We start from the raw sequence: 21,516 nt of genomic DNA, 5'->3' as shown, positions 1-21,516 counted from the left end.
GTACTTCGTCATTCGTATCTTAGTGCTTCAATAGGGTCAAGCTGAGAAGCCTTATAAGCCGGGTAGAAACCAAACCCGATGCCGATGCAGGCTGTGGCGGATATACTGACCATAATGATCATTGGTGATACGATCAATTGCCAGCCTAAACCGTGCTGTAATACCGCTATTGTGACTAACGAAATAATAATCCCCAGTAATGCCCCAACTAAACAGAGCACAACACTTTCAATGAGGAACTGTAATAAGATGTTTTTTGGCTTGGCACCCACGGCCATTCGAAGCCCAATTTCTCGGGTTCGCTCAGTGACACTCACCAACATGATGTTCATCACCCCAATGCCCCCCACGAGCAGCGAAACGGCGGCGACACCTGATAACAATAAAGAAAATACCTTGTTCGCTTCTGCCCGAGTATTCAACATAGCGGTGAGGTTCATAATCTTAAAAGGACTGACCTGATGGGACGGAATTCTATGTTTTTGGATAAGCAGTCGCTCGATTTCTTCGGCTACAAAGTCCATGTCATTTTGATGTTCAACGGAGATGGTCATGCGTTTGACACGGTCACTCTTGCCATTGTCTCGGCCAATGATTTTTCGATTTGCGGTCGAGATCGGCACTATCACAATATCATCTTGGTCCTGTCCCCGCATGTCTTGCCCTTTTGATGTTAAGACACCAATAATAGTCAGGGGAACCTTATTGATGCGTATGGTTTCATTCATTGCACTCTGAGCATGCCCAAACAACTCGGTGGCAACGGTGTTACCAATTAAGGCAACCTTGGCACTTTTTTTAACTTCACTTTCATCAAACAGCCGCCCGGATGTCACGCCCCAGTTGGAGGCAACAAGGTAATCGGCGTTCGTGCCTTGAATCGTAGAGCTCCAGTTTTGGTTGCCCCAGACAACTTGTGCCTGACTATCCACTGACGCGCCTGCCGCGATAATTTCGGGGATTTCGTTCTTTATGATAGCCACATCACTCATCGACAGTTTGTTGCTTGCTCCTACTGCGTTTGAAGCGCCACCAGACTTAATAGAGCCGGGTCGGACCATTAATAGGTTGGTACCTAAGCTCTCAATCTGTTGCTCGACTTGCCGTTGTGCGCCTTCACCCAATGCAAACATGATGACGACGGCGCTGATGCCAATAATAATGCCTAATGTGGTTAATATAGATCGCAGTAGATTGCGCTTAAGAGATAACAGCGCGGTGCTGATGAGTATCATGCCGACCCCCTCAATGTATCAAGATGTTTGAGCGCGTCTTCAGACAGTAGCTTCCCATCTCGAATGTGCAGTATGCGACTGGCTTGCGCCGCAACTTCATGGTCATGAGTGATAATAATAATGGTCTGGCCTTGGCTGTTGAGATGGTGAAACAGGGCCACAATATCGTTACCGGTTTTACTATCAAGTGCGCCTGTCGGCTCATCGGCCAACAATATGTCAGGTTGATTGACAAGGGCTCTGGCAATGGCTACTCGTTGTTGTTGACCGCCGGATAGTTGATTGGGATGAGAATGAAGTCGGTCACCTAAGCCGACAAGCTCAAGGCATTTCTTGGCGCGGCTATCGGCGTCCTTAATAGGTTTATCGAAGTACATTAAAGGCATTTTGACATTATCGAGCGCGGATGTGCGAGACAGTAGGTTGAACTGTTGGAAAACAAAACCGATATGGTCTCTGCGTACTTCTGCCAGTTGGTTTTTGTTGAGATCTTGTGTTTCTTGGTTAAGGATTGAAACTTGGCCATCTTCAGGCGTCATTAGGCAGCCAATCATATTCATCAATGTGGATTTCCCAGATCCTGATGGTCCCATAATTGCGACCATTTCACCTTGCTGCACGGTGAAATTTACATCATCAAGAACCTGAAAGCGCTCTTCACCGGTAGGGAAGCTATGACTGATATGCTGACACCTTATTGCCGCGTTCACTGGTTGCTCTCCCTATATTGGGTAACGATAGTTTCATTCGATAGATCGGGGTTGATTACGGCTGTGAATGTGTCATCGGATACACCAAGTTCCGCATAAATGGTCTCCATTTTATTGTCGCGGAGCACCAACACTGGTCCCATTTTTACTTGCCCGTTTCGAATTTGCTTTTGCAATGAACGCTGCTCTTTTGTTAATACACCCGCTAGCGCTTTATTGAACTGCTGTCGACGTTGTCTGTCTGCATCTGGAGAAGCATCGGGGGCTTTCTTGGGCAGCGCTTGTTGGATTGCGAGCGTTTGCTCTTTTGTTAGGTTTAAATATTTTAAGCGAGACAGCGGGCCTTTCGCCTCATTACTGTCAGAGACGGTATATCGATTGGCCATGCGAATGGCCGCGTTCGTTATTCGCTGTACGCCGTCCATTTTTTCTATGGCAACTTCTAGGTTTGCCGTCATCCCTGGAAGTAACACCCCACTTGGGTTGCTGGTCGAAATGACAACCACGTAACTGACAACATTCGAATTGGTTTGTGGGGCTTTACGTATTTGTTTTACTTCACCTTTAAAGCTGCGATCGGCAAAGGCATCAACACCAAAACTGACCTTTTGCCCTTCAACAATTAAGCCGATATCTGATTCGTCGATATAGGCTTCGATTTCCATCTCAGTCAAACTTTTCGCTAATGTGAAGAGCTCGGGCGTGTTATAGCTAGAGGCCACCGTCTGACCCGCTTCAATATTTCGGTTGATAACGAAACCACTGATTGGTGCGCGAATATTGGTACGGTCGAGTTCAATCTGAGCTTGCTCTAAACTAGCAAGGTTGGCTGCATGGGTCGCTTGCAGTATTTCGAGTTGAACGATGCTTTGCTGCCAATCTAACCGATATTGTTTACTCGTCGTTTGTAGGTCGTCTAACGCATCTTCAGAAACGTTTTTCTTTAAATACAGCACGTGAGCGCGTTCTACTTCTCTCACTGAGCGTTCATAATTGAGTCGTGCTCGTTGGATCTGCAGTTGTTGTGCCGTCGCATCGGCGGCACTTTTCTCAGAAAGTGCTTTTGCTTGTGCAACTTGAGCGGCAAATGAGGCCGGATCAATTTTGGCCAACAATTGATCTTTTTCAATGACGTCGTTGAAGTCAGCGTACACTTTTATCACCTGACCCGACAATTGTGCGCCCACGACCACGTCATCGACAGCGGCAAGTGTTCCTGTTGCGCTGACAGTGTTGCTGATATCACCAATACTAGAGGACTCTGTCCGATAAGAGGTTGTGTTTGTTGTTGAGGAGGAAAACATCTCGGGATAGGTTAGCCAAACCCCTGACGCCGTCACTCCAATAACGATGGCCGTGATAGTACTAATGCGAAGCCAATGATTCATAATCCTTACTCATACAGTGGTTATACGCTATTCAGCGTAGCAACAAATGTCGTGGTAAAGTGAATATTTACAGCAATTTACAATAGGTTATTACTTCAAAGGTCGTATCAAACGATGCACTACAGCCTACAGAGCTAGTTTGCCCAAACACCATTAAGGTTACCATGGTAATGAACGGCCATCATAGTTAAGAAATCGCCCCGAATCTTCTAACGTTGCTGATTCAATGACAGAAACTAACCCTTTGGCGGAGATTTGTGTTGAGATGAGCGCGTTGGGGCCTCCCATCTCCGTTTGAACCCACCCCGGGTGCAATGCGAGAACCGTAAAGCCGTCTGATGAAAGGTCATTACTGAGGCTTTTTACTACCGAGTTCAGTGCCGCCTTAGATGAGCGATAAATATAGCCGCCACCGGAGGTGTTCTCAGTCATGCTACCGACTTTAGAAGACAAACAAATAATTTTTCTGACTGACGAAGCTTGCAGTTTAGGGCAAAGTATTTCAACGAGCTTAAGAGGGGCAATGGTGTTAATTTCGAAAACGCGGCGCCATTCCTCCGGATCCGTGTTGCCAAAGCCATAGTTTTTAGGGCCATAATAGCCGGCATTGTTAATGACGATATCGATAGTAGGGAAGTCCTGGAACAGCCGACTCATCTCATCATAGCGGGTGATATCCAGTTTATAAGTGGTGAGTGATTCATGCTGGATAGAAAGTGCCATCAACGCCTGTGAAGAAGACTCACTACGATAAGTGGCATAAACTTGATAACCAGCCGTTAAGTATTCTTGAGTCAAGGCAAAGCCTATCCCGCGGTTAGCCCCTGTTATTAGTACGGTTTTCATCTACTTCACCTCGCGTTAAACTTCAACTATCACATTTTCCAAACCGACAAGATCATTCATGCCTGTTCCCTTAATCTATCATCATATCTATTCTGACCTAGTGCTACCAGACGGTCATCGATATCCGATTAATAAATACCGTCTGCTTTATCAAGCCATAAATGCTGAGTATTTGAGTCAAGGTTCAGCCACATTTGACGTGTACTCGCCACAGCCACTTGGTGTTGAACAGCTGTATCAAGTTCATTGCCGTCAGTATGTCGATTCGCTGTTATGCGGAGAGTTACCCGCCGCTAAAATGCGTCGTATCGGTTTTCCGTGGAGTCCAGAACTTGTCGAACGAACACTTATCTCCGCAGCCGGTACTTGCTTAGCCGTTGATAAAGCACTGGAGAATGGAGTCGCGATCCATTTGAGTGGCGGTTACCATCATGCTCATTACGATTTTGGCAGCGGTTTTTGTTTATTTAACGACTTGGTACTTGCGGCAACACATGCACTGAATCGAGGTATTGAAAAGGTCTTGATCGTCGATAGTGATGTTCATCATGGTGACGGCACGGCGACCTTGGTTGAAGGCAATCCTCAGATCGTGTCGTTGTCGTTTCACTGTGAGAAAAACTTTCCTGCCCGCAAGCCACAATCAGATTTTGATGTACCGCTGGCAAGAGGCGTTAGCGATGACGAATTTCTTGCTACATTTTATAATGTGGTGGACTTGGCAATAAGGCTACATTCGCCCGACCTTGTGCTTTATGACGCTGGCGTTGATATTCATGAAGGGGATGAACTCGGGTATCTTAACGTTACCACGGAAGGTATTGCGCAAAGAGATCGTTGGTTATTGAATCGCTGTAAAACGGCAAGTTTACCGGTTGCGTGTGTGATTGGCGGTGGATACCGTAGCCATCATGCCGATCTTGTTCCAATACATATGGCGTTGATCAACGCAGGCCGAGAAGTGTGGGAGAAGGCATAATGAAACACCGTATTCGAGCGGCGGGGATCGCACTAAACAACGACAACATTCTGCTATTAAAAGTGAGCGATGAACATTCCGGTGAATACTGGATTCCGCCTGGTGGTGGGCTTGAAGGCTCGGATCAAAGTAGCAAGCACGCCCTTGTCAGGGAGTATAAAGAAGAAACCGGTCTTGATGTCGTCGTCGGGCCATTGCTGTTTGTACGAGAGTTTTTGGAAACGGCCCGCAATACCTACCACGTGGAGCTTTTTTATCAAATTGAAAGCTGGAGCGGCTCGCTAGGATTACATCACTTAAGCGGGCTTAATGATGAGTCGTACATCCATGCAGTACAATGGGTGCCATTGGCGGAGTTAGCGAATATAAAAACGTTTCCCAGAGATATCGTGTCGCAGATTGTCCCCATGATTGAAGCGAGGCGGTCCTCATTGCATCTCGGTAGCTTCGTTCAAGGTGACAATGATGATGTTAATCGACTGGATTAACTTAAGAGAGGGGGGTATTATGCTCGGCCTCACACTATTGACGGATATTAGACGCCATGAACCGCAAAAAAAAGATTAATCAAATTCATAAAGCTCGCGTAAAAAAAGCGAACGCAAAGAAGCAAACGAGCAATAAGCCTCGTTACATTTCTAAAGCAGAACGTGCAAAAATAGAGGCGGAACAAGCCTTATTGAATGAACAAGCTGAACAAGATTCATCGACGCAAGATGCGACTTCGTCTGAGACTACAGAACCCGTAGCATCGGCGTAATTGATTCAGGTTTGTATCGAGTCTGGTTTGTAGAGTCTAGTGTATGTTTCTCATGGAACACTGAGCAATAGACACCCATCATGCCTTCTGAGTGCTGAGGCTAGCTACTTACCTCCACAATTTATTACCAATCTCGCGCATTGTTTGTGCTCCTCACTCTTGTGCCCGGTGTGATGCGTCGACGCCAACTAATTATCTCCATTAGCAAATCCTGATGTAAAAAAGCCCCAGATCAGAATACTGTCTAGGGCAAATTAACGTGGCTTTAACGCGCGATAGCAGATCTAAGGTATCGCGTGATGTGAGAACCTATAAACTCGGTGTTAGGCACTTGTTTTTACGGCGTCTCATGGTTCGTAAGACAATACCGACAATCATAATGACGCCACAGAATCCATAGACCTGCATGATGGTTGGGTCGTTAGAAACGAAGCCAACGTCAGAAAACATGATATACGCACCTAAAACCATATACAGAATGATGGCCGACGCTTCAAAGCGGAACGCCCAAGGCGTTACGTCAATCGTATCGTTTACGGGCATAACGTAGTCTTGTTCTCTTGGCATAAAGTGCCCAATGATAAACATCAAGGTGGTACACACGACAAATAGAATCGCGAGTTGGTGTAGGAAGTGAATCGGTGTCTTGAATATCAATTGCATCGCCGCGTAAGAGCTGACAAACACAACCAGTGAGACCTTAGCCGCAATGGCTGGGACGCGCTTTGATACATAACCAACGAATACAATGGTAAAAATAGGCACACTAAAAAAGCCAGCTACCATTTGTAAATATTGAAATAGTCCTTCGGGAGCATACATGATGAATGGCGCGATACACACCGAGATAATCGCGATGATGACGCCAAAGATTCGACCTTTACCCACCAATTCTTCGTCAGTTTTTCCTTGACCAAATAATGGCTTGTAGACGTTCAGTGCAAATAAGGTGGTCGAACTATTAAGTACGCCATTGAAGGTACTTAAGATTGCCCCAAACATTACCGCGACGAAAAAGCCAACTAATGGTTTTGGTAGGACTTCGTTGACTAATCGGGTGTACATGGTATCTGGATTACCGGCATCTGCGCCGAACATATGAAAAGCAATGATTCCAGGAATAATGAGGAACAGAGGTGAGATGACCTTGATTGCCCCCGCCAGAATGACACCCTTTTGACCTTCTTTTAGATTCTTAGCGCCAAGAGCTCGTTGGATGATCGATTGGTCTGTTCCCCAATAATAGAGATTAACCAGTAACAAACCGGTAAATAGCGTTGAGAATGGTAGCGGGTCAGTTTCTTTACCGACAGACTGAAGCTTTTCTGGCGCAGCCGTCAATAGAATGTCGAGCCCCTCACCAAAGCTACCACCACCCAGCGCCATTAGACCAAAAACAGGTATCATCATTCCGCCGACGATCAAACCAACGCCGTTAATCGTGTCTGCAATAACAACAGCTTTTAATCCGCCATAAATAGCGTAGAAGAATCCAAGCAGACCAATGGTGGCAGAAATGAGAGCAATCGAACTGAATTCAGAAATATTAAGTAAGGCTTGAACGTCAAATATTTCACCAAGAACGACGGCACCAGCATAGAGGGTAGTGGGCAAAATATTGATAACGTATTGGCATAAAAATAACAAGGTTACGAACTTTTTGACGGACATATCATAGCGGCTCTCAAGGAAGTCAGGGATAGTGGTTATCCCTTGCTTGAGATAGCGTGGTACGAGTAATAGCGCAATAATGACCAAGGTAACGCCCGAGGCGACCTCCCAACCCATAACACTCATGTTGTGGGTATATGCCTGCGCACTCATTCCTACAAAGCTAGTCGCGCTTAGGTTGGTAAGAATAAGAGAGCTGGCTATCAGTCCGCCAGTCAGGCTTCGCCCGCCGAGGAAGAAACCATCTTGAGAGGTGTTTTTGTCGTGTTTCACTTTGTTGTAGGTAAATGCGACAACAAAGCCTGTAAACAGCAAGAACGATAGTAATACTGTAATAGACATTTTGTTTCCTTAAACGTTAGTCGTAGTGATTATGACTACTCCGAGTCATTTGTGTGTAGGGTTGCCCGCACAGAATGCGAAGTTGGTGAACGATACACGTCACTTAAATGCATACTGTGGGGCTAGGTAAGAATTAATTTATCTTTCGTAGATGCACAATAAGCGCGGATTCCGGGTCAAGAATGGGTAGGGTAATACCAATTTCTTTTAGGTTGTCACCATGTAGTGTGAGTGTTTGCTCAAGCCATTTAGGGCGTTGTTTCATTAACTGAAAACTGGTCTGGGGCATCTCCACTATGGTCACTTTATATTGACTGTTTGTGTCGCAGCAGCTAATGCGCAGCGGCGATGGAAGGGCATGAGATGGCATTGCTAACTGGCATACCGTTATGATCATTTCATCATCGGTTTCGACACCATAGATGTGCTGATTTTGGTCGGCGGGGTCAATTCTGAAACTCCGCCCGGAATGTAGGATATGGCGGTATTTTTTATGTAGGGCAATGTAATGAGCGAACGCGGCTTTCTCTTCGTCAGACTCTTTCACTGGGTCGAGTTCAACGCCCATGTGTCCCATAAAGGCGGTAACGCCGCGCATATTAATGTGGTGACGGCGATTTGTTGAATGGCATTCAGCTGGACCAATATGTGCGCCCATTACCTCTGGTGGAAAGAAATAGCTCATCCCTTTCTGTATTGCTTGCCTTTCTAGGGCGTCATTGCAATCGGATGCCCAGAAACGGTGGGTTCGCTTGAGAATTTCGAAGTCGATGCGACCTCCTCCAGAAGAACAAGATTCAATCTCAACAGATGGATGGGCACCAGTGAGTTTGTCAATGAGGCGATAGAGTGCTTGCGTCTGGCCGTGGACAGCGGCTTTGCCTTGGTGGCCGGGCTGAACAAGCTCACGATTCATATCCCACTTCAGGTAGGTGATTGAGTAACGTGTCAGCAGAGTATCTAGTCGTTCAAATAGGTAATTGAAGCAATCGTTGTTTTGAAGGTCTAACACATACTGCCAACGACCGGATGGCTGATGGTAACCTTTAAGGCCAAGTACCCAGTCCGGATGATTTCGGTAAAGGTTAGAGTCTTGGCTCACCATCTCGGGTTCAACCCAAAGACCAAACTCCATGCCTTGCTGGTTGACGTGGTCAATCACGGGCTCTAGTCCATCTGGATATTTAGTTTCGTCGAGATACCAATCGCCTAATGCAGTACGTTCACCATCGCGGCCAATAAACCAGCCGTCATCAATAATAAAGCGTTCAACACCCATGCGAGCGGCTTCTGTCGCCATTTGCATGATATAGTCAGGCTTGTGATCAAAGTAGATCCCTTCCCAGGTATTAAGATGAACTGGGCGAGGTTTATCAGTCGGAAATGAGACGATATTGTTGCGCACAAACGCTTGGAATCGTTGTGCTACGCCATTAAGACCAGTGTTGCTGTAGCAACCATAAAGCCAAGGGGTTTTATACTCTTGTCCTTCTTCTAAGAGGCATTCGCCAGAAAGCAATAGTTCGCCAGCTTGCACAAATCGTCGCCCATCACTTCGAACGTCTGCACGCATTTGGTGATTTCCGCTCCAGCCTAAATGAAACGCCCAGACCAGCCCTTGTTGTTCGCTAAAGCCATGACTGCCTACAAACATGCCAGGGAAGTTTTCATGGGAAGTGCGTCCGCGACGATTTTCTTGCATGAAGCCACCATGGTCGAATCGTTGACGTTGAGTCTGAAATTCATGACACCAACGGCCGTGGAATGTCATGAGTTCATTAGCATGACTTGGCAAAGGGAGCGTCGAAGACAATTTTCCTAGATGGTAAGGGGTGGAGGTGATGTTTTTAACGGTTACACGTTTTTGTAATACATCTGTTTCGCTATCCAGTTTGAGTTCGACTTTAAGCTCAAGCCCTGCGACGTCATCAATAAGGTCAAAACAAGCGCTGTGCTCATCTGCTGACACTGATGTTGTGGTAAAGACGGGAGCCCAATCATGTCTGGATCTATGGCCTTCGAGACCGGGGGCATTAAAGTGGCCGCTACCTAACTCAGGGCATAACGACAGTGGTACATCTACATCTAAACGCGCTTGAGAGATAGGCCGCTCTGTCGACAGCAACAGGTCATTGTCGATAGAAGCAATTTTAGTACCCCAGTGCAAAATTTCTGGGACACGGTCAACCTTGATGATTAAGCTTTGGTTTTTACTCGTTAAGTGAACAAAGTTGCTCATGATAGTCTCGTTGTTTTCGTGAACATTATTTGAGAGTTATCTTGCGCTCGTGACGTTGAATTAATAGCGAGATGTTAGTTATGTGTGATTGTGATCGGCTTTTTATATTGCGAATTTTGCGCTAGATCGACTGTTTTCGGAAACATTTTTTAATGTGTTTTGTGACATTTTGAAGCCGCGCAAAGAGAGGGACAGAGTTTTTAGTTAGGATGTGAGTATGAGAAGCTAGAGAGAATATTTAGTTATGAATGTGACATTTAAAGATGTAGCTCAACTCGCCGGTGTATCAACTCAGACGGTATCTAGGGTTACCAATGGTTCTGAACAGGTCGCAGAAAAAACGCGGGACAGAGTTAACCAAGCAATTAAGCAGCTAGGTTACGTGCCAAATAAAGGCGCGCAGATGCTCAGCCGAGCAAAGTCAAAAAGTATCGGTTTAATTACATTGGACATGGCGCTGCATGGTGCGGCTCTTATAGCAAACGGGGTGCGACAGAAAGCCCACGAACTGAAGTATGGTGTCGCGTTTTCAGTTGTGTCTCAGCCATCGTTGGATAATATACAGCAATCGATCCGGGAACTGACCGCACAACAAGTAGATTGTGTCATCCTCAACGTTCCGCTGACATCGGTGGATGCCCGTTATTTGCTAGAGCAGTTTTCCCATTTACATTTGATATTTATTGATGTGCCAGAAAAATCCAATGTGCATCATATCTGTGGTGCACACAGAGAAGGCGCTAAACAAGCCGCAGAGCACCTAATTCTTGGTGGCAGGAGCAAGTTTTTATTAATCACAGGGCCGAATGAATCGAGTGCTTCGACGATTCGTTTGCACAGTTGGCAGTCGGTGATCGAAAAAAACAAGAGTACAGTGGCGCTTCAATATGAGGGTAACTGGCAGGCAGAGAGTGGGTATATGGCTGTTCGTCAGGCAATTTCAAAACAGGTCTCATTTGATGCTGTGCTAGTGGCCAGTGATCAAATGGCATTAGGAGCACTCAGAGCACTCGAAGAATTTAACATAGCGGTACCAGATCAGGCAGCTGTTGTTGGCTTTGATGGTATTGCAGATAGTGCTTTTTTCTCTCCGCCATTGACGACAATAAAGCAAGACTTTACTGAGATTGGCTTACAAGCAGTGGTGTTAGCGCTTCAGGTGAGAAACGAAGAGTTGTTGACGGATGGCTACGCTGAAAGGGTCATTCCAGTCACGTTATTGGAGCGAGGCAGCAGTGCTCCTCGCTCAATATCAGGCTATAAAAAACAAGAAATTAAGGCGCTATTGCAGCGTATTGAATATCTTTTGCCAGAGACTGATTGAACCCTCCATTTTACGGGGTCTCACGTCTTTGCTTTAGATGCAAAAAAGCCGCTATAAATAGCGGCTTTTTCTAAAAGTGGCGGAGGGATAGGGATTTGAACCCTAGAAGGGCTATTAACCCTTGCCGGTTTTCAAGACCGGTGCTTTCGACCACTCAGCCATCCCTCCGTTGTTGAAGCGTATATTAATGGGCATCTTACTCTTTGTAAACCCTTTTTAATTTAAAAAAACAGAATTACTGACTGTTGGATTAAAAAGTAACCTAGAGTGTCTATTATCTATGCATAACTGACAAAAAACCCCAAGTACATAGGCTTGGGGTTTGAGAACGAAAGTTATAGAGCGCGTTATTCTTTGTTATAGACGTCACTGACTTTTTGAGTAGAAACGCTGAAGTTCGGTAAAGCCTTGCATTAATATCGGTAACTTCGGATTCTTATCATCAAGCTTTTGGTAATTTTTGTTATATAGACTGTAGTTACCGAACTTGTCGACAACCGTCGTTTCACTCGCTGTGATGAGCGCGAGCTCTCGAGTATCGCCTGCAATGATCCACCTTCTTTTGCTTTCATCAAACAAATTGCGGCCACTACTATAGTTTTTCGCGTTAGTTGACACACCGCTAAGGTCCTGCATAAACGTTACCGCTAAGTCTAAATGACTTGTCATATGCGTGTAGTCAGCAGATAACTTACCTGGCCAATGCATTACGAAGGGAACCTTTAGTTGATACTGACTGTAGTTGGTGTTGGAGCCCCAACTACGCGTCTTGGTTTCGTTGAATTCAGTGCCATGGTTCGAGGTCAAGACAACCACGGTATTGTCTAACATCTTCCCATCGACAAGCGTCTGAAGTATTTTACCAAATTCTGTATCAGCGGCGGTGGCGGCAGCTGAATACGCAGCAATAAATTGTTGCTCTGGTGATAAGTTAGGTGTGGCTGGCTGGTAACTATCAAAGTCATCAACGGTTGTTAGTTCAATATAACTAAACCAAGGTGCGCCTTTGTCACCGGCTACGGATTGCTGCCATTGCTTGATCGCTAGGTTATCGCCAATAGGCGAACTAGAAGGCGTCCCGTCACTGTTTAACGAAATGTCCGCAATAGGAAAGTTTCTAAAAATAGTGTCGGTGTACAGGTCATCTGCAAAGTTATCGCCGCTGTATAGTTTGAACTGGTAGCCTTGTTTTTTGAGCGTAGACATAAACAAGGGTGCGCTACCTTGCGCTTTAATGCTGCTAGCGTAGCTGGTGGGTATGCCATACATAAGACCAAATACGCCAAAGTCATCATTACTTGAGCTGTAGTGGTTAAGAAAATTCTGGTTGTTTAGAGAAAAGCCATAACTAACGGGCATTGTTTTCGGTGATAACATATCGCTGCGCAGGTTGTTAATACTAACAACGAGAACGTTGAGATTTTCAGAACGACGATTAAACTCGATTGGGGTGAGGGGGTAAGTGACTAAATCAACGGCCCCTTCATTGTCTTTCAGCTTCTGTAGGTATTCTTCACGGTCAAGTAAGCCATGCTTTTCCATAAATGACTTTGCCGTCATTGGATAAGACAGTGGAAAATTTGCCTTTTGAACGGTCACAGGGTTATAGAAAAACGCGTCTGCCCACATAAAAATCAAGTGACTTGAAATAAAACACAAGAAAAATAATGCAGTGATCGGTCGTCCGACATGCTTGTGAGACAGCTTACGTTGTTTTTTCCAGACCCATTCTGATAAGGCAAGCTGTGCTAAAAAAATAGGAGGTAAGACAATAAAGAGGTGTTGTAAGTCACTACTTACCGCGGTGCTCTCATCGCCAAACAGCAGTTCCCATACCACAGGTGATAAGTGGAGATTGATCGTTTGGTAGGCTTGCGTGTCGATCAGAAGTACCGTTAAGCCGAATGTAGCAAAACAGACCGATATTAGTCTGAATAGTTTTCGAGATGGAATGACAAAAGTTAACGGAAAAAGAATCAGCAGGTAGAGTGCGAAAACCAAGAAACCGAAATGACCAATCCATGATGTCAGGAGGTAAGCTTGTCCAAACAAGGTGTCTGGCCATGGAGACGCAGAGATGTAGCGAGTACCCACAAGCATCGCTGCAATTATGTTGAAGAACGCAAACCAGTGCCCCCAACCTACGAGTCGGGAGACGCGCTCACCGTATGAATTTCCGCTATCTACCATTTGCCGTTATTGATTCCGTGCCTAAATTAGTGTTTTTCTCATGCTTCTACAGAAGAAATCAGAGCTTTAGAGAATTTTTCCGCAATTGCTTCACGTTGTGAAGGTGCAACATCCGTATTTAAGACATTGGTTGCGATATTTCCTGCAATCATAAGTGAAAGCTCAGGGCCAGCACCATGTTTATCAAGAACGGCTGCTATTTCGGTTAAAATTTGTTCAACTTGTTGGTCGGTATATTTAGATGTAATTGGCATAAAGACTCTGCTAATGATAATGAAAGCGGCTTATGATACCCTACTCTGCATCACAAACGAAACAGCATCGATAATAATTTCACTATGAGTTTGAACCTATCTAACGTTATTTTACACCAGCTGACGATAAATGAGCAGGAAGAGCTAGTTGTCCACTATCGTGATGAGCTTCTCCCTAATGACAGTTCGGCAGAAAACCTCGTCGCCGAGCTTCATCGCGTCTTTAATGCAAAAGCGGGTAAAGGCTTTGGCGCATTCAAAAGCGATAGCGATTTTCAAGTCTGGTTGAATGAATTAAAAAATGGCGACAAAGATTTCTATTCCTTCTCTCAAGACAGCGCTCAACGTTTAAAGACTGAATTATCTAAGTACCCGTTTGCTGATGCTGGTACTTTGGTTATGGCGCAATATCAATCTCTTGCCACTGAGTATTTGTTTATTGGACTGCTACCTTCTTATAGTAGTTTACAAATCACTGAGGGGTTAAATATTGGTGCCATTGATTATCTTGATATCGGCAAAATGGACATTGTTGCTCGAATTGATTTAACGAGTTATGACATTGATAAGAACTCTAATCGCTACCTCACTTACATTAAAGGCCGAGTCGGGCGCAAAGTCGCTGATTTCTTTTTGGATTTTTTACAGGCTGAAGTCGGTTTAGATACGAAGCAACAAAATACCATTTTGATGCAAGCGGTGAATGATTTTTGTGCTGATGCGCAACTCGACAAAGAAGAGACGGTCAATTACAAGAAGCAAGTGTACGAATACTGCAACGAACAGATAAAGGCCGGTGACGAAGTTCAAGTGCGAGAGTTGTCAGGTGAACTGCCTGCTAATGAAGGCTCAAGCTTTTTGGATTACACTCAAGAACAGGGGTATGAACTTGAGGAAAGTTTTCCTGCTGACCGTTCGACCGTCCGCAAGCTGACAAAATTTGTTGGAGCTGGGGGTGGTTTGAACCTGAGTTTCGATAGCCTTTTACTTGGCGAGCGTGTCTTTTATGATCCAGAGACGGATACCTTGACAATCAAAGGTACGCCACCAAACTTGCGAGATCAACTTAGTCGCAACCGCTAGCGACCTCAATATGCTAATCATGAAGCGTTGCTGCGAAGTAACGCTTCAAACATTCGTCAAACCAGGGAAGGGATGCCGTCGTTGAACTCTAGCCAATCTGTCTCTCGTGCCATTGTCGCCATTTTGCTTATTTGGGTCGTCACTACGGCCTTTGTGCTACGTGTATCATTTAAAGAGGAGCAAGCAACGAAACTGATTAGTGAGATTTCAATCAGTATCGATAAACTACGGCAAGTTCTCTTTATCCAACAGCCCTATCGGTCGAAGCTATCTCAGAGAATTGAGCTCGATCTTCAGCTTATCCATGCACAAACCATGCAGCTAAAAGCTTATACGGAATCAGGAACGTCGTCAGACCTTACTCACACCGTGTACCTTCTTGAACGTTTTATCGAGCAATCTCAACAGCTGTCTCATGATGAGGTTCGCCTTAAAGAATTTGTGCAAAATATAAGTGTGAGACTTCCAACGCTGAGTGAACAGGGACAGAAAGTGAGTAATGAATTGTCCTCAGTTGTGCTTGATGCATTGTTTAATGAGGCTCTTGAGGCACGACAGGTCTATCTCAAATTGGAAGAGATACAACATGCGGCTTATCAACTCCCACAAGATGATAGACAATCGTTATTATTGCTTAATTCTCAGGCGTCGGTCCTGCTTGCTCAGTCAGCTAATACGGAGTTTCTGCTTGATCGCGTCGTTAATCATTCTGTCGTGGCAGAGTTAGCAGCACGCTCGAGACAATCTGAGACCTATTTAGGACAACAGCTGCTCATTCTTGCCTTAGTCAGCTTGCTGTCGTTGATGTCTGTTTTTGCCCTGAGTCGACGTCAATTAGTCATTAGCATCAGCAGGGTGGATAAAGACCCTACAACCATGCAGAATGTGACGCCTATTGAGGCCGTATCCACGCCAAGCAAGAATACAATAGAATCCGATGATGTTTGCAAGCCGCAAGCGATGGAGTCGCGTCCACCTCACAATGAAGAAATCCTCGCGAGTCGCACTCCTGCCGAAAGTGAAGTTCCGAAGGCCGATATCGTAGAAGAGCAGGGTGGGCCGACGATCAATTTTGAGACGATGCTTCATACCTTAGATGGTGATAAAGCGTCGATGTTGATGCTTCTTGATGTCTTTGTTAATGAACATACGGAAGATATCGCCAAGTTCCAACAATGCCTTGAGAATGATCTAGATGCCGCGACACGAGTTGTTCATACCTTAAAAGGCGTGTCAGGCAGTATTTATGCGGAAGCATTGCACCATGTCTCATCGGAGGCTGAAAAAGTACTAAAGGATCATGGGGAAGTGACCGTAGAGCTGCTGGAGCGCCTGCGGGTGCAGTTGAGTTATGCGATTCGGTCAGCGAAAGACTACATTCAAGCGGAACAATCGAGATAGTTGCGTGGAAATTTCCCTCTATTAGATTATAACTATCAATAGTTAACGTGAATATACTGCCTTGAGTTATAATTCAGTTACTGATTGCTTTGTCCAAAAAATTGAGGTTAATTCATGAACATTGTGCCGATGACTCGCAATGTAATTCTTGGTGTTATATTTACCCTACTGGCGGGATGTTCACTCCTTGAAGTGAAACTCGACAGTCAGACGACTCCACTCTCCAAGCAAGAACTTAACATGAGGTTGATGACTCGCGAGTATAGCCGAGAGTTTTTCACACAAGTGGAATCTACTGCTGATTCATTGAGCGAGTTATACCCTGAATCTGACGTCATGAATCAGTCTTATGTTTTACTCTGGAAAATTCATGCTGAAGAAGGGCTGCAAAAAGCTGCTTTCCAAGTTTCCCCTCCCGCTGGCTTAATCGATACGTGGGTTTTTACTCTGCAGATGGAGCATTTTTTTTCTGACGGTGCAGGCCAATCGTTATTTGCCAGCCAAGAGGCATTGAAGACGTCTCAACAATTGAGCCAAAGCATTGACGAATTAGCTCAGTCACTTTTTAAGGGAGATAGCTACCAAACAAGCAAGGCATTTGTGGATAAGTTTGCACGCTTACACCCCTTTGAAACCCTGAGTTTTGCACGCACGCCCGCTTATCGTGATTGGCTCAAGTCACAAGGGATTGATGAAAGTGAGGTGACATCCACACTTGGAACGATGCCAGAAGCGTTATCGGACGTGTCTGATCGACTGGCGTTAATGTCGGAGCAGACACCTAAATTGATGACCTGGAAAGCTCAGCTTATTGCATTGAATAGTAACGTCAATGGTAATGATATCCGAGGGGCATTGCAGAGTTTTCAAATGAGCGCGGATGCATTCCAAGATTTTGTCAATAACAACCCGGAATACATGCAGAGTATGGCTCAGCAGATGGCGATCGAACTGCAACCTTTGTTAAATGATTTGGATACGAAAACCCAAGACAAATTGACTCAATTGAGCGCAGAGCGACAAGCTTTGGACGACATGGTTGCGCGTGAAAGAGACGAGTTGATAAAAATGGTTGAGCGTGAGCGCAAGGCGTTTGCGATCATAGTCAATCATGAACGAAGCCTGTTTGCTGAAGACTTGGATAAAATATCTCAGGATGTCGTGACGTTGGCCGTGGACAAGTTAATCCAGCTGATCAAGAGCACCATTATCTATTTCATTTTGTTTATCTTGATTATCTTTTTTGCTCCCCTTGGGCTAGGTTACTTGCTTGGCAAGAAGGTTCAGCGTAAACAAGATACCCGTACGAGTACTTAACGTACACTCGTCAATAGTTTGTTTTGGTTGTTAATGTTGGTCAGTCGTTAACTTGGATGAACAATGAGCCGTAACTAACACTAATTTACTTCGCATTGCGATCCAGAATAACATGACGTTTAGCGGGTCTTTGTCACAGCTCGTAGGGGTTAAGAATGTTGGGTTTCATGTTGTTCGATTTTTCACATATGACTACTTTTACTATGGTTACACCCTAAACTGGTTGGGTTTGTTAAAAAAACCGCTCTTTATTTGAATTTACGCTTGTTTTCTTGGCTCGAAAATTTTATAGATGGGGGAAGCGTTTTAAATATCACATGGAGAGTAATTGAATGAGAGTTGGTTTAGTAGGTTGGCGTGGCATGGTTGGATCGGTCTTGATGCAGCGCATGGTGGAAGAGAAAGACTTCGATGTCATCGAACCGGTCTTTTATAGTACTTCTCAAATTGGTATCCCGGCACCAAATCTGGGCAAAGATGCAGGAATGCTTCAAGATGCCTATGACATTGAAAGCCTTAAGCAATTAGATGCGATTATTACCTGCCAAGGTGGGAGCTATACGGAAAAAGTCTACCCTGCATTGAAGCAAGCTGGCTGGAAAGGATACTGGATTGATGCTGCCTCTACGCTTCGCATGGAAAATGATGCGATTATCACTTTAGACCCAGTGAACCTAACAAGAATTCAAGACGGGATTCATAAAGGTATTAATACTTTTGTGGGCGGTAACTGTACCGTGAGTCTTATGCTTCTTGGTTTAGGGGGCTTATTTGAAAAAGGCCTCGTTGAATGGACGAGTGCAATGACGTATCAAGCGGCTTCTGGCGCTGGTGCGAAAAATATGCGTGAGCTTATTTCTCAGATGGGTGTGGTGAACGATGCTGTGACCTCTGAACTTGCTAATCCTGCTAGCTCTATTCTCGATATTGACCGAAAAGTGGCGGATACGCTTCGCTCATCCTCATTTCCTACCGAGCAGTTCGGTGCTCCTCTAGCGGGTTCATTGATCCCTTGGATCGACGTTAAGCGTGATAATGGACAAAGTAAGGAAGAGTGGAAAGCGGGTGTTGAAGCGAATAAGATCCTAGGCTCTCAAGGGAGTCCAATTGCAATTGACGGGACATGTGTCCGCATAGGTGCGATGCGTTGCCATGCGCAAGCACTGACGATTAAGCTCAAGCAAAATGTTCCGATGGATGAAATTGAAGATATTATTGCCACCCATAATGATTGGGTTAAAGTGATTCCAAATGAACGTGACATCACGGCTCAAGAACTCACACCAGCGAAGGTGACGGGTACGATGTCTATTCCTGTTGGTCGATTGAGAAAAATGGCGATGGGAGATGATTTCTTAAATGCATTTACGGTAGGTGATCAACTCTTGTGGGGCGCAGCTGAGCCACTTAGACGTACTCTACGTATCATCTTAGCCCAGCGTTAGGATTTCGTAATGAATAAAAAAAGCGCCTATGGCGCTTTTTTTATGAGCATAATACGGTACGTAGTCGTACCGCTTCAATTAACCATCAAGGATTAAGGTTTCTTTTCAGGTACCACAACGCGCTGATCTGGTTCCGCAAGTTGGCTGCCGCAATGTTTACAATGAAGAGCATCAGATTCATGGCCAGCCTGAGAGCAATTAGGGCATTTGACCAAATTCCGGTGCGCATGCATCTCGTTGTTGAGTTCAGCCGTGATGATGCCGGTGGGAACGGCTAGGATAGAGTAGCCCAATAACATTGTTAGCGAAGCAACCGCTTTACCTAAAGGAGTAGAGGGCACTAAATCACCGTAACCAACGGTGGTAATGGTAACGATGGCCCAGTAGATACTTTGTGGGATGCTGCTAAAGCCATTTTCAGGACCTTCTATCACATAGATTAATGATCCGAATATCGTGACGAGTACGGCAACAGAGCTAAAAAATACCAGTATTTTTCGTCTCGCCATAAGTAATGAGCGCAGTAAAATATTGGAATCTTGTAAATACCGCACGAGTTTCAATACGCGGAAAATCCGCATAACACGAAGAAGACGTAAGACCCCCATGAACGATGCACTTGGAAACAGCAGAGCCAAATAAGTGGGTAAGATAGACAGTAAGTCCACCACGCCATAAAAGCTTGTGGCATACGCCTTTGGTTTGGGAGAACAATAGAGTCTTAATAAATACTCAACCGTGAAAATAGCGGTAAAGATGTATTCTAACTTCTCAAGTAACCCTCCCCATTCAGCACCAACATTAGGCAAGGAGTGCAAAACTAATACTGCGAGAGAGAGCAAGATTGCAATGATCAGTACGACATCGAACACCCAACCGGCCTTGGTATGTGTCCCAAATATAATAATGTACAGTTTATGCTTGAGTCTATTGTCTGTCATGAAAGTACGTAACAAGCTGAAAAGGTTACCTACTATTATATACCAGTCGAATGACAATCGGATCTTTGGTGCAAGCCCTCCCGTCAGAAGGGCTGATGGATGTCTTTTTTTTGCTAAGCAAGGCCTGGGAATAGGGCTCTTAGCCCGTTGGCCATAAATTCAATGCCTAGCGCGCCCAGTATTAACCCCATAATACGGGTGATGACGTTAATACCCGTTTGTCCAAGAAAGCGGACAATCAAGGGTGCAGAGCGAAACAAAAGCCATGAACAGAGTGCGAATAAGGCAATGGTGATAATAATTCCGATGGTTTCAATCATATCAGGGTAACGCGCACCATATACGATGGTGGAACTGATAGCACCGGGGCCGGCCATTAATGGCATCGCTAATGGCACAACGCCGATCTGCTCTTTACTGACGTATTCGGATTTTTCTTGTTTGTTTTGCTTATCTTCACCTAATTTACCCGACATCATTGAGAAAGCGATGCTCAATAGCAGCAACCCACCCGCGACTCGAAAAGAATCCAGAGAAATACTGAACATATCCAGTAATACCTGACCGGCTAATAGCGACACGATTAAAATGATAGCAACGGCAACGTTGGCCGTTGCAGCGGTTTTGTTTTTGTCTTCGGGAGACATGTGTCCGGTAAGCGATACAAATACGGGCATAATGCCAACGGGGTTAACCGCAGCCACCAAGCCTAAGAAAAACTGTAAATAAATGGCAAGTTCGATGTTGTTCATGGGCGTATTCTTCGAAAAAATTAGAGTCAATCCTATCGGCATTTTAATGCCGCTTCAGTTGGCGCTAATGTACGCCAACACGTTCATTTTGGCGAATGAAAAAATCTAACGTTCCAAACAAAAAAACAATGGAAAAACTAATGAGTTTGTATTCCAAGTCATTTGTGAAGAAATATGAAATTTTACGTCGGTTTTTTTGGCTCTTCGGCTGAGAGATGTATGAAAAATGTTATCAATGGCGCACTTTTTAATAAAGTGTCAATAACTGATGGCTGACATGGGTGGGTTGTATATACTATTTGTAGCACGCGGAGCGTGTTTTACTTGGATTTATTGTACAAAAATGAAACTTTTTTACATTTTTGCGTGATTTTTTTCAGATTTTTGTTTGATTGCTACTTTTTTAATCGACGGGAATTTGGCTTTTTATTTGTTGATAAACAATAGGTTAGTTGTTGCTATCCTTAATGGTTACTACTAAGTGGGTAAATAACTTTTCAGAACTGATCTGAGTCAATTTTTTTCGCGTCGTGAAATATTATACTCAGTCATGAAAGCAATTTACTAAGTAGAGCTGATTTGGCTAGAGCAGCGTATAAGTTTAGCCAGCTAACTTACTAAAAAGTTTTTAGTTTTTTA

18 protein-coding genes and 1 tRNA gene are annotated in these 21,516 nt (G+C 44.7%); 8 read left to right on the top strand and 11 right to left on the bottom strand.

Translation table 11 applies throughout. The features are described from left to right. Nucleotides 1-8: 8 nt before the first annotated feature. The 4 genes from ACE1OE_RS17550 to ACE1OE_RS17535 all read right to left on the bottom strand — a co-directional run bounded on the left by ACE1OE_RS17550 (nt 9) and on the right by ACE1OE_RS17535 (nt 4,179). Nucleotides 9-1,235, bottom strand: a complete 1,227-nt coding sequence (locus ACE1OE_RS17550) for an ABC transporter permease (RefSeq protein ID WP_102467710.1) — start codon at nt 1,233-1,235, stop codon at nt 9-11. Next, nucleotides 1,232-1,945: an ABC transporter ATP-binding protein gene (locus tag ACE1OE_RS17545; RefSeq protein WP_449211826.1), complete on the bottom strand. Its 714-nt coding sequence runs from the start codon at nt 1,943-1,945 to the stop codon at nt 1,232-1,234. Before ACE1OE_RS17545 ends, ACE1OE_RS17550 begins: the two co-directional genes overlap by 4 nt. Further along, on the bottom strand, nt 1,942-3,333 hold the full coding sequence (locus tag ACE1OE_RS17540; protein ID WP_372060785.1) for an efflux RND transporter periplasmic adaptor subunit: 1,392 nt from the start codon (nt 3,331-3,333) through the stop codon (nt 1,942-1,944). The genes ACE1OE_RS17545 and ACE1OE_RS17540 overlap by 4 nt, the downstream gene beginning before the upstream one ends. Before the next feature lie 159 nt (nt 3,334-3,492). Further along, nucleotides 3,493-4,179, bottom strand: a complete 687-nt coding sequence (locus ACE1OE_RS17535) for an SDR family oxidoreductase (protein ID WP_449211825.1) — start codon at nt 4,177-4,179, stop codon at nt 3,493-3,495. A gap of 58 nt (nt 4,180-4,237) precedes the next feature. On the opposite strand from ACE1OE_RS17535, the gene ACE1OE_RS17530 reads away from it, so the two are divergent. The 3 genes from ACE1OE_RS17530 to ACE1OE_RS17520 are packed head-to-tail and all read left to right on the top strand — an operon-like array spanning nt 4,238 to nt 5,918. After that, entirely contained in the window at nt 4,238-5,158 is a 921-nt protein-coding gene (locus ACE1OE_RS17530) for a histone deacetylase family protein (RefSeq protein WP_449211824.1), read from the top strand. Next, nucleotides 5,158-5,646: an NUDIX domain-containing protein gene (locus tag ACE1OE_RS17525; protein WP_449211823.1), complete on the top strand. Its 489-nt coding sequence runs from the start codon at nt 5,158-5,160 to the stop codon at nt 5,644-5,646. Before ACE1OE_RS17530 ends, ACE1OE_RS17525 begins: the two co-directional genes overlap by 1 nt. 56 nt (nt 5,647-5,702) lie before the next feature. Beyond that, nucleotides 5,703-5,918, top strand: a complete 216-nt coding sequence (locus ACE1OE_RS17520; protein WP_372060789.1) for a DUF2986 domain-containing protein — start codon at nt 5,703-5,705, stop codon at nt 5,916-5,918. Between the two features lie 309 nt (nt 5,919-6,227). On the opposite strand, the gene ACE1OE_RS17515 is transcribed toward ACE1OE_RS17520, so the two are convergent. Beyond that, nucleotides 6,228-7,931 carry a solute:sodium symporter family transporter gene (locus ACE1OE_RS17515; RefSeq protein ID WP_102467717.1) on the bottom strand — a complete coding sequence of 568 codons (1,704 nt, stop codon included), beginning with the start codon at nt 7,929-7,931 and terminating at the stop codon, nt 6,228-6,230. A gap of 133 nt (nt 7,932-8,064) precedes the next feature. Further along, nucleotides 8,065-10,170 carry an alpha-galactosidase gene (locus tag ACE1OE_RS17510; RefSeq protein ID WP_449211822.1) on the bottom strand — a complete coding sequence of 702 codons (2,106 nt, stop codon included), beginning with the start codon at nt 10,168-10,170 and terminating at the stop codon, nt 8,065-8,067. A 244-nt stretch (nt 10,171-10,414) separates the two neighbouring features. Between ACE1OE_RS17510 and ACE1OE_RS17505 the strand changes: the two genes are divergently transcribed. Beyond that, on the top strand, nt 10,415-11,494 hold the full coding sequence (locus ACE1OE_RS17505) for a LacI family DNA-binding transcriptional regulator (protein ID WP_449211821.1): 1,080 nt from the start codon (nt 10,415-10,417) through the stop codon (nt 11,492-11,494). 77 nt (nt 11,495-11,571) lie between these two features. On the opposite strand, the gene ACE1OE_RS17500 is transcribed toward ACE1OE_RS17505, so the two are convergent. The 3 genes from ACE1OE_RS17500 to ACE1OE_RS17490 all read right to left on the bottom strand — a co-directional run bounded on the left by ACE1OE_RS17500 (nt 11,572) and on the right by ACE1OE_RS17490 (nt 13,938). Continuing rightward, nucleotides 11,572-11,662, bottom strand: a tRNA-Ser gene (locus tag ACE1OE_RS17500). Between the two features lie 198 nt (nt 11,663-11,860). After that, entirely contained in the window at nt 11,861-13,684 is a 1,824-nt protein-coding gene (locus ACE1OE_RS17495; protein WP_449211820.1) for a DUF3413 domain-containing protein, read from the bottom strand. A 38-nt stretch (nt 13,685-13,722) separates the two neighbouring features. Beyond that, the gene (locus ACE1OE_RS17490) at nt 13,723-13,938 is read right to left on the bottom strand and encodes a YejL family protein (protein ID WP_102467721.1); all 216 of its coding nucleotides are present in this window, start codon (nt 13,936-13,938) and stop codon (nt 13,723-13,725) included. Nucleotides 13,939-14,022: 84 nt separating this feature from the next. On the opposite strand from ACE1OE_RS17490, the gene yejK reads away from it, so the two are divergent. From yejK to asd, 4 genes are all read left to right on the top strand, one after another. Beyond that, nucleotides 14,023-15,021 (top strand): nucleoid-associated protein YejK, encoded by a 999-nt coding sequence (gene yejK / locus ACE1OE_RS17485; RefSeq protein ID WP_102467722.1) that lies wholly within the window; start codon nt 14,023-14,025, stop codon nt 15,019-15,021. An 81-nt stretch (nt 15,022-15,102) separates the two neighbouring features. Continuing rightward, nucleotides 15,103-16,422 carry an Hpt domain-containing protein gene (locus tag ACE1OE_RS17480; protein ID WP_449211819.1) on the top strand — a complete coding sequence of 440 codons (1,320 nt, stop codon included), beginning with the start codon at nt 15,103-15,105 and terminating at the stop codon, nt 16,420-16,422. Between the two features lie 114 nt (nt 16,423-16,536). Then, nucleotides 16,537-17,739 (top strand): chemotaxis protein, encoded by a 1,203-nt coding sequence (locus ACE1OE_RS17475; protein WP_449211818.1) that lies wholly within the window; start codon nt 16,537-16,539, stop codon nt 17,737-17,739. Nucleotides 17,740-18,071: 332 nt separating this feature from the next. After that, entirely contained in the window at nt 18,072-19,184 is a 1,113-nt protein-coding gene (gene asd, locus ACE1OE_RS17470) for an aspartate-semialdehyde dehydrogenase (RefSeq protein ID WP_449211817.1), read from the top strand. 92 nt (nt 19,185-19,276) lie between these two features. Here asd and ACE1OE_RS17465 read toward each other — a convergent pair whose 3' ends face one another. Together ACE1OE_RS17465 and ACE1OE_RS17460 are read right to left on the bottom strand one after the other, a co-directional pair. Next, the gene (locus ACE1OE_RS17465; RefSeq protein ID WP_449211816.1) at nt 19,277-20,125 is read right to left on the bottom strand and encodes an ion transporter; all 849 of its coding nucleotides are present in this window, start codon (nt 20,123-20,125) and stop codon (nt 19,277-19,279) included. A gap of 113 nt (nt 20,126-20,238) precedes the next feature. Then, nucleotides 20,239-20,877 (bottom strand): YchE family NAAT transporter, encoded by a 639-nt coding sequence (locus ACE1OE_RS17460; protein WP_102467727.1) that lies wholly within the window; start codon nt 20,875-20,877, stop codon nt 20,239-20,241. Between the last annotated feature and the right edge of the window lie 639 nt (nt 20,878-21,516).

It is taken from the genome of Vibrio sp. E150_011, assembly GCF_053544015.1.
The sequence above is the reverse complement of the archived record's forward strand: the minus strand, read 5'-3'. Positions and strand labels throughout refer to the sequence as shown.